Raw genomic sequence first — 18,168 nt, 5'->3', positions numbered from 1 at the left:
TAGATGGAGAATCATTCTTCTACATCCGCATTAGGGGAGTTCATTAAATCACGCCGTCATCGGCTTCAGCCTGAAGATGCCGGGATCCAAACCTTGCCCGGCCGACGACGGACCCCGGGGCTTCGGAGAGAAGAAGTCGCCTATCTTGCCAACGTGAGTGTTACTTACTACACCTGGCTGGAGCAGGGGCGCGAGAAGAATCCCTCCCCTGAGGTGTTGTCCCATATCAGCCGGGCGCTGCAGCTGGACGAAGATGAACGCAGACACTTGTTTAACCTGGCTTCACTGGATCAGGTCAGTTATCCTCAGGCACCCAAACCGGAGAAACCGGATCCAAGCCTGCTGCAAAGCTTGGTGGATCAATTGCGTTACCCTTCCTTTATTGCAAATGAGGTTGCTGATATTCTCGTTTGGAATCGCGGGGCGGAGCGGGTCATTGGGGATTTCGGCCGGATGCCGTCCAACGAGCGGAACATGGCGACGCATTTGTTTCTGGATCCCGAGTATCCAAAAAGGCTGGTGAATTGGGAAGAATTCGCGCGGTACATTACCGCGTTGACCCGAGCCACTTACGACCTTTACAAAAACAATCCGTTGTACGTGGAACGATTTGAGCAATTAAAGCAGAATAGCGAGGATTTCGTACGGATGTGGGAGTGGCATGAGGTTCGGCAAAAGAGTACTTTCCACTACCCCATCCATTATCGCCTGCCGGACGGTCAGGTGCTGTCGTTCACGATCCATTGCGCTACAGCGATCGACAATGATCCCGGACTGCACTGGTGCTTCTTTGTTCCCACCCCCGGCTCAGGAACGGAGGAGAAGCTGGCGCAGTTGCTGGCAGAGGACCAAGGCAGCGAAGCGTCCTCACCGTCTAGTCAGGAGCTTAGCTAACCGTATTTGCAAGGTAGCTTTAGGGTCATCCCTTTGGGGATGACCCTTTCTCTCTCCTGTTTACTTCACCTGCTCCGTTCCCATTAGCTCGAACAATTAGGACGGGTTGGCAGCGATGAATATCGAATATCTTCCGAAATCTGTCATATCAAAAGAATAAAGACGCCGATGGGCGTCTTTATTCGAATAGGGTGAGGCAACCATGCCTCCGGGCAAGGTCCTTGCCAGGGCCAAGTTAGGTTTGAAGATAACTCAAGAAATTCTTCGCCAATTCCTGCGGAACAAGCCCCGCAGGATCACGTCCGCTCAAGATCCAGAAGAAGCAAGGGCCGATGAACAAGGCGGTGGCCTGATCCAGCGGAATTGGCACCTGATTCTTCTCGAATAGGTGCTTTAGAATGACCTGGGCCGTATCGCCGATCGGGTCTTTGGCAGAGAGTAACTCCGCCACTGCGGAGTCCTGCTGTGCTTCACCGAGCAGAGCTCGATAAGCTGCACCCGCCGGAGAGTTCGCAAGAAAGTGGATGAGCGCTTCGAGATAAGCGGTGAGATCCGCCAAGGGATCGCCTGACAATTGGATCGACAGTTCCTCCTCCGCATCCGCAGCGCTCGCCTCAAAGAGAATCTCCGCTTTGTGAGACCACCAGCGATAGATCGTTTGCCGGGACACTCTCGCCTTCTCGGCGATCCCTTTCATTGTCATAGCCGCATAACCAATCTCGACCAGGAGATCGTCAGCTGCATTCAGAACAGCCGCCCTTGCCTGTTCACTGCGAGGACGGCCACTAGGGTGGGTTTCTTTGTTCATTTCCATGTTTCAAATATACATCGAGTCCAATGCCTTGTCTATTTCTTAACGACGTGAGGATATGGATGCGGCAAGCCCTCCTGTGCATTTTGTTATCATCCAAAAAATAATTACTGGACACGGTGTATTGTTTTTGTTATATTATGAGACATGGTGTCTCGTAATTGCAGGTTTGACTGTCGAAACGAATCCCAGCGATGCGATGGACCGAAACAAAACACAGCCTTCAAAGGTTGTAAGGAGGTCATATTGATGAAAGTTTTTGTAACTGGAGCAACAGGATGGATTGGATCGGCCACGGTGGATGAGCTCATGAGAGCGGGTCACCAAGTGATCGGACTGGCACGCTCGGACGCTGCCGCTGCACTGCTCCAAGAGAAAGGGGCCACCGCTCTTCGCGGAGACCTTGATGATCTGGATTCCCTCCGCCGTGGAGCTCTTGAAGCCGAAGCTGTCGTTCACTTGGCGAATAAGCATGACTGGGCGAATCCGGCCGAGTCGGACCGGGCCGAACGTGCCGCTGTCGAGACCCTCGCCAATGCGCTGGTTGGAACCCGTCGGCCCTTCGTGGTTGCCAACGGGATATCCGGCTTAGTCCAAGGCAGACCTGTCCTGGAGACGGATCCATCACCTGCTGTCGGTCCAGAATCTGCCCGGGGCGGTGCTGAGAACCTTGCTCTTGATTACGTTGACCGCGGGGTAGATACCATTATTGTCCGATTCGCACCCACCGTTCACGGAGCCGGTGATTGGGGCTTTATTAATTATCTAGTAAACGCTGCACGCAAGCAGGGCGTGTCCGGGTATATCGGCGACGGTTCTCACGCTTGGTCCGCTGTCCATCGTTCTGACGCAGCCCGACTCATCCGGCTGGGGATCGAGAAGGCACCTGCTGGATCGCGTCTACATGCCATCGCCGAAGAATCGATAAGCACCCGGACCATCGCCGAAGTGATCGGACGTGCTTTAGACCTGCCCGTGGTTTCCATCCCGCCGGAAGAGGCAGGAGCTCACTTCGGATTTGTCGGCAGTTTCTTCAAAATGCCTATGATTGGCTCCAGCGAACAGACTCGCCAGCTTCTGGATTGGGCACCGGCCGGACCCACTTTGATGGATGACATTCTATCCGGCGCTTATAAAGAACCAGAGAAAGCATGAGTACTCCAAAGACGACGTCCCCAAATACCGTGAACCCCTCACGGTACCCGGGGCTGATCCTGGCGTGCGTGTGTGCGTGCACCGTTCTGGTCGTGGGCCTGGTCGCTGCCATCAATCTGGCAGTTCCGATCCTCGCCTCCAGCAGTCTGCATCCGAGTTCATCCGAGCTGCTATGGATCGTTGATGCTTATGTCGTCTTATTCGCGTGCCTCGTGATCCCGGGCGGTGCAGCCGGCGACCGATTTGGACGCAAGGGCATCCTGATCGCCGGGCTCGTCACATTCGCAGCCGGTGCGGCAATCTCAGCCGCTTCGGCCAATGTGACGAGCCTGCTGCTTGGACGTGCGATCACAGGTGTAGGTGCAGCGCTGGTGCTCCCCAATTGCGTCGGAGTGCTGGTGCACGCAACCGCACCGGACCGTCGCGGACGTGCTCTCGCCATCTGGGGTATGACAACCGGCTTGGGCGGACTTGTGGGTAATATCGCCGGAGCCGCCTTGCTGACTGCCGGTTCATGGAGAACCTTGTTCTGGGCGATCGTGCCGTTTGCGCTTCTCCTCGCGCTATGGACCGCTCTTGCCGTACAACGGAGCAGCCGCAGCCCCCGCAGCCTTGATCCTGCCGGAACAGTATTACTCGTCGCAGCCATCGTCGCTCTCCTGATCGGCATCATTGGAGGTCCCGAATACGGCTGGAACAGCACGGTGGTCATCACGGCATTTACGGTCAGCGTTATTCTCAGCGCGATCTGGGTCGCGGTTGAGCTGAGAGTACGTTACCCCGTACTGGATCCGCGTCTATTTCGGATCCTTCTGCTCAGCACCGCCAGCCTAGGGATGCTCGTGCTGTTTTTCGGCAGCTTTGGCCTGTTCTATCTTAATGCATCCCTCCTGCAGTATGGACGCGGGTATTCCGTGCTGCAAGCCGGGTTAGCCATCGTTCCGATCTCGGTGCCCATGTTGCTTGGTACACGAATCGTTCCCGATCTAGTGAAGCGCATCGGGATCCCCGCAACGCTGACCACGGCCTTCCTTGCCATCAGCATTGGATTATTCGGCTTGGCGTCGGCCGTCTACCAGCCTTATCTCGCTTACGCGGCTTGGTTGGTCCTGATCGGGGTCGGCATTGCCCTTGCGCTGCCCTGCTTGACCGCAGAGATTACGTCGGCCTTGCCCGCTGAGCAGGCTGGCGTCGCCGGGGGGCTTCAATCGGCGACCCGGGAACTTGGAAGCGCCCTTGGCGTCGCGATCGTGGGTACGGTACTCACTGAATCCTTTACCCGGCATCTTCCAGTAAATTTTCAGCAACATGCCGTCCCCCATACAGTTGCAGATGCGATTGCAGCAGCCCCTAATCAACAAGCCGCCATCATCAGCGCCTTCGTCTCGGGAGCTCAATCCGCGCTGCATGTCGCTAGTATCATTACGTTCCTCATCGGCATTCTTGTCGTGGCGGCAACCTTTCGAGCCAGCCGTCACTTGCCCGATCAGGGCCTAAATGCAGCAGGTTCAACGACCGCTCCCAACAGATAGCACATACTGTCCCACAGGAGACCCCCAAAATCAAATCGCCGTCCAGATCCAAGCAGGATCGGGGACGGCGATTTTTTTCAACAAGGCTCCAATGATCTGGTCAAGATGAAACCTATCTTACAGTTAAGGTCTGCCATCTTATGATATACTATATTTTCCGTATCCAGTTGAAAATGGCTGATTCGGGGTATTCTTATATAGTGATTGCCGCTTAGGGAGGAAATGACAGCATGACGGATTTAAACAAACAGCAAGTTGTGGAGAGTGTTCCGCAACGAGGATTTTTTGGACATCCCAAGGGATTGTTCACTTTGTTCTTCACAGAGTTTTGGGAGCGATTTTCCTATTATGGCATGAAGGCCATTCTAACCTACTACATGTATTACGAATTAAGTCGAGGCGGACTTGGCATGGAGGAGAGCGTGGCCCTTGCCATTATGTCCATCTACGGCTCCCTGGTGTACATGTCCGGTATTATTGGCGGTTGGTTCGCAGATCGGATCTTCGGGGAGTCGAGAGCCATATTTTACGGCGGCATCCTCATTATGCTGGGACACATCGCCTTGGCGATCCCGGGAAGTGTCGCCTTATTTTTTGTTTCCATGGTCCTCATCGTCTTAGGTACGGGCTTGCTCAAGCCTAACGTATCGAGCGTGGTTGGGGAGCTTTATAGCGAGCAGGACCCGCGCCGGGATGCTGGCTTCAGCATCTTCTATATGGGGATCAACCTGGGCGCGTTTATCGCCCCGCTGATCGTAGGAACCATCGGCCTGGATTACAATTTCCACCTGGGCTTCGGCATTGCTGCAATAGGGATGTTCTTTGGACTTGCGATCTTTGCCTATACTCGAAAAAGAAATCTCGGCCTCGCCGGCACCTTCGTCCCTAGCCCGCTATCGCCAGCGGAACGCAAGAAAGTGTTCCTGCGCATCGGCCTTGGCGTATTGCTGCTCGCGATCATCGTCGCCATCGCCATCCCGTCAGGTTGGTTAACGTTCAATTCGTTTATCGTGATCGTAGGGATCCTGGGGCTCTTGATCCCCACTTCCTACTTTGTGGTCATGTACCGCAGTCCGCGAACGAGCAAAGTGGAGCGCTCCCGTCTGATCGCGTATATTCCGCTGTTTATTGCGGCGATTATGTTCTGGGCGATTCAAGAACAAGGGTCCACCATCCTGGCGAATTATGCCGATAAGCGGACGCAATTGGATTATGCTGGATTTCATATATCGCCGGCTTGGTTCCAATCGTTAAACCCTTTATTTATTATCACGTTAGCCCCCGTATTCGCCTGGTTCTGGCTGAAGCTGGGTAAGCGGCAACCTACGATTCCGAAGAAGTTCGCTTTGGGCCTGTTGTTCGCCGGCTTATCTTTCCTGGTGATTCTTTTGCCGGCTTACTTTGGCGGCGAGAACTCCTTGGTGAATCCGTTATGGCTGGTGCTGAGTTATTTCATTGTGGTGCTGGGAGAGTTGTGCTTATCTCCGGTAGGGCTGTCGGCGACGACCAAATTAGCGCCTTCTGCCTTCTCTTCCCAGACCATGAGCTTATGGTTCTTGGCCAGTGCGGCGGCCCAAGCGATTAATGCGCAAGTGGTGAAATTCTATTCGCCGGCCACCGAAATGGCGTACTTTGGGGTCATTGGAGGAATCGCGATTGTCCTCGGCATCCTTCTCCTCGCCCTCTCTTCGAAAATTCAGGGGTTTATGAAGGGAATCCATTAACTCAGGGATTGGAGTTATAGGAGGAACATAAATGCATCCAAATCGCTTGGAGGAGCATTTGGCAAGGATGGCTTAATCGGAACTTCCTGAGGACATGATCATCCCCACACGGGAAGCAACATCTGCCATGTGGGGATGAAGGGGAGGTTTAAAGCAACTGGGCGATTTCCCATACGTAACCGTCCGGGTCGGCAAAACAAGCTGTCCGTCGCCCCCAGGGACGGGTGATCGGTCCATTCAGCAATTTTACGCCTTGCTGTTCGAGTTCGGTGCAGATCTGATCCACGTCCGACACTTGGATCGTAAACAGAAACCGCGTTCCCTCCCCTGCCCGACCTACCTGCGCCGGCTCAACCAATTCAGGGGCATTCTGCTGATTCAAGAGATTGATGCAGGTGTTTCCATAATCAAATACCACACAACCCGCGTCTTCATAATGAATCGCAAGCTGAAACGTCTCTTGATAAAACGCCTTCGACCGCGGCAAATCTGCTACAAACAAAGTGATTTCGGTAATCGGGTTCACCCATCCCGATTTCTTCATGTTCCTCAGCTCCTCACGACGGGTTTGTCTAATACTCCTCTACCTCTATATAGACGAAACTCGACTCCCAAATTCATCGTTTCTACTCTGCAAACCCATTACGGCTTCGACACCGATACGAGAAGCTCGTGATCCGCAGAGATCACCGTAACTTCGGGCGGCAGGACTAAGTCTTTGATAAAAAGAGTATCCCCGATTTCCATGGCACTGATATCCAGCTCCACCGAAGTTGGCAGATCTTTCGGGAACGCCTCTACCTCCACATACGGGTCCTGAATTTGCACCACTCCGCCCGATTTGGTCCCGATCGGAGTCCCGATGAGCTTCACCCCTAGCTTCGTACGGATGATCTCCCCCGACTGGACGAGCTGAAAATCCACATGAATCAGCGCGCGAGTTACTGGATCGCGCTGAAGATCCTCCAGCAGAACCGTCATAGATCGGCCTTCTTCCATCTCTAGCTGAAGGAAACCGGATGCCCCTTGCTTCAGCCATTTCTCGAATGGCTTCGTGTCAATATGAATGCTTTCATTTTCGGCATTCTTGCCAAATACCACCCCCGGCAACCGTCCCTTCTGACGTAACTGACGGAGTCCCGAGGTATTTAATTGGGGACGTCTTTCGGTATGAATTGTTGCAGCCATGCTCTACCTCTCCTTTACATGAGTGATCTTAAGCTCTGAAACAGCAGCCATCGAATCTCCCCTGAACGGGGATCAATAGAGAAACATAGCATCCAAACCTCCATCCACTAGGCAAAACGCCATACATTTAATGTAAAAAACCCACATACATAGACGAAGGCACCCCACTCCGGAGAGTGGAATGCCTATGGGTTTTATCTACCATATCATATTTAGACTGAAAGGGGTATAGGAAGAAGGTGGCCGATCGGCTGGCTCGCCTCCTGCATGAGCTCAATCTTCTCTTTCTCCCGCAGGTCTTGGATTCGAATTTGTTCGGAGGCCTTCGCATACGCTTCCCATACCAACACGCTGTCCGCTTCTTCCCAAAGGGTCATATATTCGTTCTCCACCAGATTGTAGAGCCGGCTTTTCTTGATGAGATTGTAAGTGAAGAAGTCGTTGGCTGTAATCCGATGATCATCTTCATCCCGATTATGCATATAAGGGCCGGTCACAATATGTAAATCGACTTTGTAGGTATCGCTAAATAAAGGCTTCTGCGTAAACCGCACCTCGCATACTTCCTCAACCGGACGACCCGCCTCCCGGCAAGCTTTGGCGATCGCGCTGAACACTTTGCAGTAATTGTCGATGACGCGGTCATTTTCACCATAGACTAACTTGAACCCGTCCATCCAAGGAGGGGAGATCAGCAGCTTCAGGTTAGCGCCTTGTCTGATCGCCTGCGATAGGCTGGGGGCAATTTTACTTGTCAGAATTAATCGGTAGCCGGAAACCCAGACTTCCCTGTCGCATGATTTCAACAGATGCTCAAGCAACTGCTGCTTATTAAAATGAAGATCATTGATGCCGAACTCGTGAATCCCTTCGAGGAGCTTGTCGTTTTCAAGGTTTTTATATTTCACATAAATATCCGAGACGAGCTGGAAGATCGAGGCGAGCAGCGAAGTAGCGCAAGCCAGCGCCAACTCCGGGACGAAGCGGCTCTCTCGCAACGGTGAAACATAGATGAGGATGGACCCCGCCACGCTGACAGCTAACATAATAACGACATACACATTGTTGTGAAGCTTGTACGCCTGGAGCTTCTGCCAAATGGATCGTCTGCTATTCACGATGTTGGTCCCTCCTGTAGAGCCTTGCGATAATAGACTGTGTCCAGGCCCGGCCCCCGTCCATCTTGAATACGTTGGACTTCCCGCATCCCGATTTTATGCAAGACTCGAAGGTGGCTGTGATTCGTTGACCAAGTCCTCGTCATGATCGGTCGGTTCTTCTGCTGTGCGATGACTTCCAGCTCTCCATACAGGCGCGTTGTCATTCCCTGACCGCGATAGGCCTCATCTACAATAACGGTCGTTACGTAGATCGCCTCCACGCGCTCGTCCGCATGTTCAAACACATAATGAGGGCGAAATGACATAAATCCGATCACTTGCTCTCGATCCAGTATCAGCAAGAACGCTTGCTCCTTTAATTCGTCAAAGTATCGCTTGGGTAAAGCGGTTGCCGCTGCACCAGCGGTCAGATCGGACTGATAAGTATGCTCACGTGCGGATAAGGGCGGGATGAATTCATGATCGTAACGGCATAGCAAGTCCCATACCCCTTCCAAGAGAGCGGGGTCCGTCAGCGTTTCATCATATCGGTATTGGATCGGCAAAGCGGGTTCACTCCTCTAGAGGTCCTAAGATGTATTTATCTATTATACTGCATCCTTTGTGCACTTTGGCGATTAATCATCGATTGAAAATAGTAAAATAGAGCTACCCCAAGAGGGATAGCTCTAAACTTTCAAGCTTACAGCGTTCTGGTGCCGGACATACTGGAATGCGCCGGATGTGACCTTAGCGCCTCAGCCGTTTCAAAGGAATGGATGCAATCCAGGGTAAGCAGCTTATCGAAGACTCGAAGCAGATCCTTGGAGCGCGGTTTATGCAGCTTGATTCGCAGCGTTCGCACGCTTTCACCTTCATCTTCCTGATCATCGTTCGGAGCCTCTAGAGACATATTCACAATGAGCAGTCCCTCCTGCTCGAACAACTCCGCAACCTTAGCGACGCCGCCCTCCTTATTCAGGATCCGAACGGTGACTTCATTTCGACTGCGTTTGTTGTGGAAGCTCTTCTCAAACTTATTGAGCAGCACCAGTATAATAATAACCAGTACCGTCACAAGCACCGCGCCAAAGAAGAACCCTGCCCCTACGCATAAGCCAATCGCTGCCACCACCCAAATGGAGGCCGCCGTCGTTAAGCCTGAAATACTGGAGCCGTTGCGAATAATCGCCCCCGCCCCCAGGAAGCCGATGCCGGACACCACTTGGGCCGCCAACCGCGCCGGGTCCATCCGGACGTTATATTCGTTCGAAAAGTCGCCAAACCCATAGATGGACAGCAGCATAATCACCGTGGACCCTACACAGACGAGAATATGCGTACGGAATCCGGCGGCATGGTTATGCCACTCCCGTTCTAATCCAATCAAGCCGCCCAACAGAAGTGAAATTACGATTCGCAGCGATAAGTCCACATAGGAAATGTTCCACAAACCCGCGTCAATCAGTTTCATTGCATAGACATCCCCTTATCTACTCGTCATGGTCACTACACGGGTGACACCTCGGCGATCACGGGATAATGATCCGAAGGATATCGACCTCCATACAGTTCTCGATCCACCGTAACGTTCTGAATCTGCAAGTCAGGGGATACAAAGATATAATCAATCGGCTCTCCCGATTCTCCGCCTAAAAAGTTATGAAACGTCGCTCCCACTTCCTTATTTTCCAGGTGCAGAACGGAATAGGCATTTCGATATCCTTCCTGCTCCAGTCCTTGAATCACAGCGTTTGCCGGTTCAACATTAAAGTCGCCCGTTAACACAACCGGAAGCCCCGTCTGCGCACGAAATTGCTTCATCCGTTCTCGAATTAACTCCATGCCTTTCTGTTGTGCTTCTTCGCTGATATGATCTAAATGCGTATTAAACGCAGCAAATTCTACGCCCGCTTGCGACTTAAATGTCACCCAAGTGCACATGCGCGTGTTTGAAGTATTCCAGCTCTTCGTCCCAAGCTGCTCCGGGGTTTCCGACAAGCTGAAATGCCCCACACTCCCTGCACTCCACTTGCTCTTTTTATATAAAATGGCCGTATATTCGCCTTGCTTCCCGCCTTCTCGCCCTTCTCCGATCCAAGCGTATTCCGGGAGTAATGGCTCCAAATCCGTAAGCATATTATGCAAACCTTCTTGAATGCCAATGAGGTCTGGATCGTGACGTTTGATCACTTCAGCAACCGCGCTGACACGAAATGGCCAGGCATTGTCCCCGTCGGATGGTTCATTGTATCTTAAGTTAAATGTCATAATTTTCGCCATCATTGAGTTCCTCCACTTCTGGAAACATCCACATAGATTCTAGTGATACTTAATTATCTTTATTACTTCTACCGTAAACAAAGTACATCGTAATTCCCGACATAATCATCAACACGACGGAATAAACCAGTGACATTGCACGGGCCGCAACCCCTGCTTCTGCGTCTGTACTGCTCTTGATCACAAGCCCCAGCGTCTGATACACAGGATGATATAAGAATACAGTTAAATCGTAATCATCCAGTATTTTAATAAAGTTAAGCGCTAGTACGGCAAGGGTGGACGGCAAAATGATTGGCAGCAGAACCTTTCTAAAAGTATAGAACGTCTTCGCTCCCAGGTTCTTGGAGGCATCCTCCAGGTTGCTGTCCAAGCTGAAGAAAGACGCTTTGACCATTCGCATGGTAAACGGGATATGAATAATGATATAACCAATCAATAGCATCCAAAGCGTCCCCGTAAGCACCGTATTCCCCGTCACTAAACGCGGAACATTATAAGTAACCACCAAGCCGATCGCAATCAGCGTGGATGGCAGAACCCATGGAATCAGCAAGGAGTATTCCAGAGCTGCTGCCAGTTTACTATTCTTGTATCTGTGCAAGATTCGAGATGCAAACAAAGCCAGGGCCACAACCGAAAAGGACGCTGCCGCAGCATACAAAATACTTACCAAGTAAGGCTTGAACGCACTCATGGTGGTAAATAATCGGCCGTAGTTCTCCAAGGTGAAGCTGTCCAAACGGAGCGTCGCTGTCGCAATACTCTGCGAATCGGTAAAGGAGAAAATCACGATCAGCGTTACAGGAATCAAGTAAATAACAAACAAGACATATCCAATCATATGCGTGATCACATTGGCGACCTTGTTGTTAATCTTTTGCTTCACCAAGACAGATTTGACTTTGGAAACAGACATATAGTTACCTTGTTTCTCAAAGCGGATCATGATCGACAGCAAAATGATCGTAGCCAGACCGAGCACAAGGGCGAGCAGAGCAGCCAGATCCTTGGAAGTGGAGCTCTTCGAGAACGTCAAGATCATGGGCGTAATCGTTTGAAACTCCGTCCCCCCCAGAATCAACGGGGCCGACATCGCCCCAAGACCCGTCAAGAAGGTTAAGATCGTCAAAGCAAAGATCGTGGGTTTCAACACCGGAAGGACGACCCGCCATAAAATATAAAAGGTCGACGCCCCCATACTTCTTGCTGCTTCAATGGTTTGGAAGTCCACTTTACGAATCGCGTTTCCCAAAAACAAGATGTGATTGGAGGTACACGCAAATGTCATTACAAAGAGTACGGCCCAGTATCCGTGGAACCAATCGGTATTAAAGGAAGGGAAAATGCTGGCTAACACGCGCGTAATAAAGCCATTTTCACCATATGCAAACTTGTAACTAGATGCTACGACCACACCGTGATACAGCAAGGTTGTAAAGAAACCCAGCTTTAAAATGTTCGCACCCTTGATTTTAAAGTACTCTGTGAGCAGGACTAACGTAATTCCTACGATATTTACCGTAAACACTAGAGATACGGCTAACACAAAGCTGTTGGACAAGCTGGACATGGCACGTTTCGATGACAAGAGCTTGTTGACGGCATCCAGCGAGAAGCTCCCATTCTTGAAGAAAATCTCATAATATATGTTTAGGTTCGGGTAAATGAGAAAAGCGATAATGAACCAGGCCAGCAGGACGTACAGCAGCAGCTGCCCATAATTCAGGGAGGCAAATTTGTTCTTTAGGGTCTGTGCGTTCAATTCGCTCCCTCCGTCCGATCATATTGCATGATATCCGCTGGTCTAATATACACATCCGCTTCGGTCCCGACCTCAAGCCCTACAGCCCCATTTTCCTTCTCAATGGTCTTCAACAGACTGCCGCCGGGCATTTCTAATACATACTTGCTATATAGTCCGTAAAACTCCCGATCCACGACCTTGGCCTTCAGGCGGATCACCTCACTGTCGGGCAACGGAGTTAAGTTTACTTTTTCATTGCGAATATAGGCGATCTTACCGGCTTGAACCACATTTTTTAATGGACTGTTGGCGATCAATGCCGAATCGATCTGATTAATGTCACCGATGAAATTACATACAAACTCCGTTTTCGAAGAATTGTAGATTTCATATGGCGTCCCCACTTGTTCAAGGTTACCGTTGTTAAATACCGCAATACGATCAGATAATGTTAAGGCTTCTTCTTGGTCGTGCGTGACATAGATGGTCGTGATCCCAAACTGCTTCTGCAATTCCTTCAATTCATTTCTGAGCTGAACGCGCAGCTTCGCATCCAGATTCGATAACGGCTCATCCAAGGCCAAAATCGACGGTTTTAATACGAGCGCTCTGGCAATAGCTACACGCTGTTGCTGCCCGCCCGATAAATCCGACACACGCTTATGCAATTGTTCTTCCTTTAAGTCGACCTTACGCGCAATGTCTCGGACCTCCTGGTCGATCTCGGACTTTGATGCTTTCTTGACGCGCTTGCCGAATGCAATATTTTCGTATACCGTCATCGTCGGAAATAACGCATAACTTTGGAACACCATACCGATTCCGCGTTTTTCAATCGGAGCATGTGTAATCTCTTTGTCGTTTAATAGAATTTTGCCGCCAGATGGAGTGATGAAACCTGCAAGACTTCGAAGAATGGTAGTTTTACCACAGCCTGAAGGGCCTAAAAAGGTGAAAAATTCCCCCTCGTTGATTTTCAGATTAAAGTTCTTAATGGCATGGAAATCTCCAAAATGAATTTGTATATCTTGAAATGTGATCATCACGTTCACCTTTTCTATTTAGGTTGTTGTAAGAAAGAACTGCATAGCCTGAACTAGCGCTATGCAGTTCCCCATCCATGCTGTTTAGTTCATGATTTGCAATTCAATTTTCTCTGCCCAGGCATCCAGATGTTCTGCAATGAAGCTCCAATCCAACGGCTGCGCCTTCAACTCGGCAAACATGGCTTTAGCTGAATCCGGAGCTTGTTCGGCTGCTTCTGCGATAACAGGCATCGCATTAAATTCCTTCGCAAAGGCTCCTTGCATTTCAGCGCTGCCAAACCACTCCACAAACCGTTCTGCCGTATCCTGCTTCTTCGTGCCATTAATAATGGCGATATGTTCGACAACCATAGGGACACCAATTTCAGGAATGACATAACCTGTTTTGACGCCGTATTCTTGTTCTCGCTTGGCGCGTTCGCCGGATACGATCGTTCCGATGGGAACTTTTCCGCTGGCCATATTCGCATACAGCTCCTCGCCTTCAATGACCGGAAGCCCATTATCGTAGAGTTGCTTTAACGCGTCCCAACCTGCATCAGAAATGCCCAGGTCTCCATTGGCGTCTTGATGGGGCGACAAAATCCCTGCGACAACCAGACGCATGGTAGCTCTATCAAGTCGGGTAGGCGCTTCATATTTCCCTTTAAACGCTTCGTTGGTATATAAGTCAGTCCAATCTTTCGGAGCCGTCTCCGGGGTATACATGTCCGCATTATAGCCAATCAGAATCGCTTGTTTTACGAGGCCATGATAGTAGCCTTCCAGATCGTTTAAGCCCTCGTCAACTTGCGAAGCCCACTGCGGGACGTATTTCGTTAGAACTTCCTCTTTCTTCAGATTTTCATAGAGAATATTATTTAAGCCGAATACCACGTCAGCAATCGGGTTATTCTTCTCTGCAATCAAGCGATTGGTTAAATCCGCACCGCCTGCACCCACGATTTCAATATCAAATCCCGCTTTTTTCGCTTGCTCCGTCCACCACTCACCGCGGCCGTCCGAATTTGAATTGGTATATACGATCAATTTCTCATTTTTGACCTGGCTCCCCGAATTTTCGCCGGATTCCGCCGAGTTTCCGCCGGCATTTCCACTATTATTACTTCCGCAGGCCGTGATGACTAAACAGCTAAGCACCACCATTGCCAACGCTTTCATCATTTTCGACATCTCATACTCTCTCCTTATCAAGTGATAATAAGTGGCTTCGATCGAAGACCGATTTCCTTTCAACAATGTTCGTTTGTATTTTGATCGTGAGATGTTGTTCCTTCGAATGATTGATACGCTTCATGAGCAGATCTACGGCTGCTGCGGCAAGCCGATCTGTATCTTGACGAACTGTAGTTAATGGGATGGGTGTTAATGCTGAAAGATAAGTATTCGAAAATCCAACGATAGACAGCTTCTCCGGGACGGATATGTTCATATGAAGTGCAGAAAACAAAGTAGAAATTGCGACTTGGTCGTCCGCACACATGATCGCCGTCATTTGCGGATTGCTTCTAATAAATTCCCCTTGTTCGGCATCATACTCATGAAAGCGGCCCGGTTCACAGCGTTCCGTTCTAAAATGAATATATTCGCTCTTCACCGGAATCCCATGATCAAGCAAAGCTTGAATGTACCCCTGATATCTTTCCTCTCGACTTGTGATGTTCTCAAAAATGTTAGACGAATACCCAATGTCCCGATGACCCTTCGCAATCAAATACTGTGCCATTTCATAGGAGCCTTGAAAATGGTCGTGATAGACGCAATCAAACGGAATCTCACGAAAAATCCGGTCGATGATCACACTTGGAATTTGTTCCGTTTTTAATCGAAGCACTTGATCACTGCAGGTTCGACTTCCCCAAGGAAATAAGATGATTCCGCTGATCCCTGCAGCCACAAGCTCCCGTAAGCATCGGTCTTGGTCGTCTTGGTCGCTGCTAATTTTTAAAATGAGCTCAAACTGATGTTTGCGTAACTCGTGCTCAACAGCCGAAATGATTCTGGATGTATAGTCGGACATATGCGGAATGATCAGTGCAACTTGTTTGCTTGCCTTCTTTTCGGGTAACCGTTGTACAGGTTCCTGTAATAGCTCACGACGTCTTTCATGTCGATCACCGGAAAGGAACGTTCCTCTTCTCGGCAAGCGGTAGACGATGCCTTGTTCGGCGAGTTGTTCCAAGGCCAATTTACTCGTCATTCGGCTGACGCCAAACAACTTGGCCAGTTCACCCTCAGAGGGTACAGGATCATGCGCTTGAAGCCCCCGGGTCTCGATGATTTCCAGTACCTTCTCCGCGACTTGCAAATACAGCTGTTGTTTCTCTCTTTTGGAAGTGCTTTCAGAACTCATGTCCGGACATTCCTTTATTATTTTTTAGTTGGTAAACCGCGCGTGCTCTACCAATCCGTTAGCTTAAGCTGACATAACCATACAATATGTCACTGACACATTCAATGATATTGAGATAAGGGCTTTTGCATGAAATTATTGCCATTATGCTTTATTGAAATATGCTAGGATTGAAGATTTAAAGTCATTGACATATTTCAAGTCAAAAAGAAGACCCTGCACGAAACACCTTGATTTCAGTGTCCCTTGCAGGGTACCCGCTAACGTCAGATCCTCTTTATTTTTGCTGTATAGGTGTACTTCGCAGCTCAGGAGTTCCGTTCTCCGGCTCTTCCCTTTCATAACTGGTATCATAATAAGTTTTCATATTCCGCAATACCGGGAACAGATACATCCAGAGTACAGCCACAACCAGTGTCCCGATTCCCCCAATAACGGTGGCAACCACGGCACCAAACCAATTGGCCATCGTGCCGGATTCGAATTCACCGAGTTGGTTCGATGTGCCGATAAACAGCATGTTGACCGCATTGACACGCCCTTGCATTTCACGCGGCGTATTTAGCTGAACCAGCGTAGAACGAATGACGACACTGACCACATCTGAGGCGCCGATTAGGAACAGGGCGACCAGAGATAATACGAGATTTTTAGAGACGGCGAACAGCACGGTAGACAAGCCAAAAATCGCCAGCGAGATAAACAAATACTTGCTGATCGAATTTTGGATTGAATAACGGGTCAGAACCAGCGACATCAGCAATGCGCCAACTGCCGGAGCTGTCCGGAGCAGCCCGAGTCCCCATGACCCCGTATGCAGGACATCTTCAGCGAAGATAGGCAATAGTGCCGTAGCCCCGCCGAGCAAGACAGCGAACAAATCCAGTGAAATCGTGCCTAGAATAACTTTGCGCTGGAAGACAAAGCGCAGACCGTTCAGCAGCGAATCCATACTGATGGTTTCCAACTTCCGTACGGCACGCTTGACTTGGATGGAAAGAATCAAAAAGGCCGAAATCAACAAAGCCGCAATGGATGTGGTGTACACGACCGATGGACCGAAGGTCAGCAACAATCCGCCAAGGGCGGGGCCGATGATCGAGGCCGTTTGCCCTGCCGAGGCCGACCAAGCTGCAGCTTGAGGGAGCTCTTCCTTGTCTACGAGATCCGGCACCATCGCCGAGTTTGTCGGGTTCTCAAAAGACCTCGAGGCTCCAAGAATCGCAGCGGCAATCAGGATATGATGACCTTGAATCCAGCCGCCTAGCGTTAACACAAGCAACAGCGCCACCACAGCGCATTCTACAAGCTGGCAAATAAAGATGATTTTGCGGCGTTCAAATCGATCCGCCACTTGACCGGCGATTAAGGTAAGCAGCAGCATCGGAATAAATTCAGCCAGACCCACCAGCCCTAACTTAAAGGCATCATGGGTTAATATATACATTTGCCAGCTGATGGCAACGGTAAGCATCTGAAAGGACGTCGTTGTAAAGATCCGTGCAAACCATAACCGGCGATAAGAGCGGTTTGTTCGGAGAACGTTGGGTCTTGATGCGGTGATGATAAACCCCTCCTGTTGTATCATTTTGTCCCGTCTAGTGTAGCACACACATCTCTACTGCGTAAGCCATCTTGTGTAAGAATTGCAGGAGGGGATACAGCCGGTTCAACAGAACGGCATGGTCCCGATTAAGGGTTTCAAACGAATGAGAATTGCTGTCTCAACCCAAGGATCCGATCAGTTGACGCAGAATGCTCGGCCACCAAGAACGAGCGGGTATATTCGTGTACAGGGATCTTCAAGATTGACGCCTCCTGTCGCTGCTAATTAGAAGAAGAGCCCATTAGCAATATAAAAGTAAGCCAGCAGGTTGGCTGCAAAGTGGGCAAGCCAGGAGACCCAGACATTTCGGGTTTGATAGTATATGATCCCAAATACAAGACTATCTAAGAACACCGATATCAAATCGATCGACACGATTTGCACAGATCCCTAAGACACATGCATGAGCGCAAATATCATGGAGGTTAGAGGGATCGCAAAATAAGGTTTAACATACCAGTTGAGTCTTTCTTGCAGCAACCCTCTGAATAAAAAATACGGCTGAGTAAACTCGGTATACCTCGGGATTTTAAATTACTTATCAAAGGGCCTAACCTATAAAGAAATTGCAACCCAAATGCATTACTCAGAGGGAACTGTGAAAAATTATGTTTCCATCGTCTATTCCAAGATGAATGTCAAGAACCGCATGCAGGCGGTAAATAAATATCAAGAAGTGTAACGACAAACAAAACAGATTGCACAAAAATAAAGCCCCCGAGAAGATTC

17 protein-coding genes and 1 pseudogene are annotated in these 18,168 nt (G+C 50.0%); 5 read left to right on the top strand and 13 right to left on the bottom strand.

Annotated features, from left to right (window positions below):
- Window positions 1-3: 3 nt before the first annotated feature.
- On the top strand, window positions 4-894 hold the full coding sequence (locus M891_RS23485) for a helix-turn-helix transcriptional regulator (RefSeq protein ID WP_051416867.1): 891 nt from the start codon (window positions 4-6) through the stop codon (window positions 892-894).
- A 235-nt stretch (window positions 895-1,129) separates the two neighbouring features.
- Here the strand turns inward: M891_RS23485 and M891_RS0107760 are convergent, their stop codons facing one another.
- Window positions 1,130-1,708, bottom strand: a complete 579-nt coding sequence (locus M891_RS0107760) for a TetR/AcrR family transcriptional regulator (protein WP_232228307.1) — start codon at window positions 1,706-1,708, stop codon at window positions 1,130-1,132.
- A gap of 246 nt (window positions 1,709-1,954) precedes the next feature.
- Between M891_RS0107760 and M891_RS0107755 the strand changes: the two genes are divergently transcribed.
- The 3 genes from M891_RS0107755 (at window position 1,955) to M891_RS0107745 (ending at window position 6,116) form a co-directional block, all read left to right on the top strand.
- Entirely contained in the window at window positions 1,955-2,860 is a 906-nt protein-coding gene (locus tag M891_RS0107755; RefSeq protein WP_028538414.1) for an SDR family oxidoreductase, read from the top strand.
- Window positions 2,857-4,392 carry an MFS transporter gene (locus M891_RS23480; protein WP_051416866.1) on the top strand — a complete coding sequence of 512 codons (1,536 nt, stop codon included), beginning with the start codon at window positions 2,857-2,859 and terminating at the stop codon, window positions 4,390-4,392. Before M891_RS0107755 ends, M891_RS23480 begins: the two co-directional genes overlap by 4 nt.
- 230 nt (window positions 4,393-4,622) lie before the next feature.
- Window positions 4,623-6,116 (top strand): peptide MFS transporter, encoded by a 1,494-nt coding sequence (locus M891_RS0107745; RefSeq protein WP_028538413.1) that lies wholly within the window; start codon window positions 4,623-4,625, stop codon window positions 6,114-6,116.
- Window positions 6,117-6,264: 148 nt separating this feature from the next.
- Here the strand turns inward: M891_RS0107745 and M891_RS0107740 are convergent, their stop codons facing one another.
- The 12 genes and pseudogenes from M891_RS0107740 to M891_RS26145 all read right to left on the bottom strand — a co-directional run bounded on the left by M891_RS0107740 (window position 6,265) and on the right by M891_RS26145 (window position 17,967).
- Window positions 6,265-6,660, bottom strand: a complete 396-nt coding sequence (locus M891_RS0107740; protein ID WP_036699676.1) for a VOC family protein — start codon at window positions 6,658-6,660, stop codon at window positions 6,265-6,267.
- A gap of 98 nt (window positions 6,661-6,758) precedes the next feature.
- Complete coding sequence (locus M891_RS0107735) at window positions 6,759-7,304, bottom strand: 50S ribosomal protein L25 (RefSeq protein ID WP_028538411.1); 546 nt, start codon at window positions 7,302-7,304, stop codon at window positions 6,759-6,761.
- A 212-nt stretch (window positions 7,305-7,516) separates the two neighbouring features.
- Window positions 7,517-8,422: a hypothetical protein gene (locus M891_RS0107730; RefSeq protein WP_028538410.1), complete on the bottom strand. Its 906-nt coding sequence runs from the start codon at window positions 8,420-8,422 to the stop codon at window positions 7,517-7,519.
- Entirely contained in the window at window positions 8,419-8,970 is a 552-nt protein-coding gene (locus tag M891_RS0107725; protein ID WP_028538409.1) for a GNAT family N-acetyltransferase, read from the bottom strand. The genes M891_RS0107730 and M891_RS0107725 overlap by 4 nt, the downstream gene beginning before the upstream one ends.
- Window positions 8,971-9,107: 137 nt before the next feature.
- Window positions 9,108-9,878 (bottom strand): MgtC/SapB family protein, encoded by a 771-nt coding sequence (locus tag M891_RS0107720; protein ID WP_028538408.1) that lies wholly within the window; start codon window positions 9,876-9,878, stop codon window positions 9,108-9,110.
- 35 nt (window positions 9,879-9,913) lie between these two features.
- On the bottom strand, window positions 9,914-10,687 hold the full coding sequence (locus M891_RS0107715; protein ID WP_232228306.1) for an endonuclease/exonuclease/phosphatase family protein: 774 nt from the start codon (window positions 10,685-10,687) through the stop codon (window positions 9,914-9,916).
- 49 nt (window positions 10,688-10,736) lie between these two features.
- Window positions 10,737-12,452, bottom strand: coding sequence for an ABC transporter permease (locus M891_RS0107710; protein WP_028538406.1), 1,716 nt, complete (start codon window positions 12,450-12,452; stop codon window positions 10,737-10,739).
- Window positions 12,449-13,477 carry an ABC transporter ATP-binding protein gene (locus M891_RS0107705; RefSeq protein ID WP_028538405.1) on the bottom strand — a complete coding sequence of 343 codons (1,029 nt, stop codon included), beginning with the start codon at window positions 13,475-13,477 and terminating at the stop codon, window positions 12,449-12,451. Before M891_RS0107705 ends, M891_RS0107710 begins: the two co-directional genes overlap by 4 nt.
- Window positions 13,478-13,561: 84 nt before the next feature.
- Window positions 13,562-14,653: an extracellular solute-binding protein gene (locus tag M891_RS0107700; protein ID WP_028538404.1), complete on the bottom strand. Its 1,092-nt coding sequence runs from the start codon at window positions 14,651-14,653 to the stop codon at window positions 13,562-13,564.
- Between the two features lies 1 nt (window position 14,654).
- Complete coding sequence (locus M891_RS0107695; protein ID WP_028538403.1) at window positions 14,655-15,833, bottom strand: GntR family transcriptional regulator; 1,179 nt, start codon at window positions 15,831-15,833, stop codon at window positions 14,655-14,657.
- Window positions 15,834-16,110: 277 nt separating this feature from the next.
- On the bottom strand, window positions 16,111-17,421 hold the full coding sequence (locus M891_RS23475) for an MFS transporter (RefSeq protein WP_084628841.1): 1,311 nt from the start codon (window positions 17,419-17,421) through the stop codon (window positions 16,111-16,113).
- Window positions 17,422-17,664: 243 nt separating this feature from the next.
- A pseudogene (locus M891_RS26145) lies at window positions 17,665-17,967 on the bottom strand (CPBP family intramembrane glutamic endopeptidase).
- Between M891_RS26145 and M891_RS26140 the strand changes: the two are divergent.
- A complete protein-coding gene (locus tag M891_RS26140) occupies window positions 17,966-18,121 on the top strand; it encodes a response regulator transcription factor (protein ID WP_084628839.1) in 156 nt (51 codons plus the stop codon). The pseudogene M891_RS26145 and the gene M891_RS26140 overlap by 2 nt on opposite strands.
- Window positions 18,122-18,168 lie beyond the last annotated feature (47 nt).

Origin of the sequence: Paenibacillus sp. J14, assembly GCF_000518465.1 — a bacterium.
Taxonomy (GTDB): domain Bacteria; phylum Bacillota; class Bacilli; order Paenibacillales; family Paenibacillaceae; genus Fontibacillus; species Fontibacillus barengoltzii.
The sequence above is the reverse complement of the archived record's forward strand: the minus strand, read 5'-3'. Positions and strand labels throughout refer to the sequence as shown.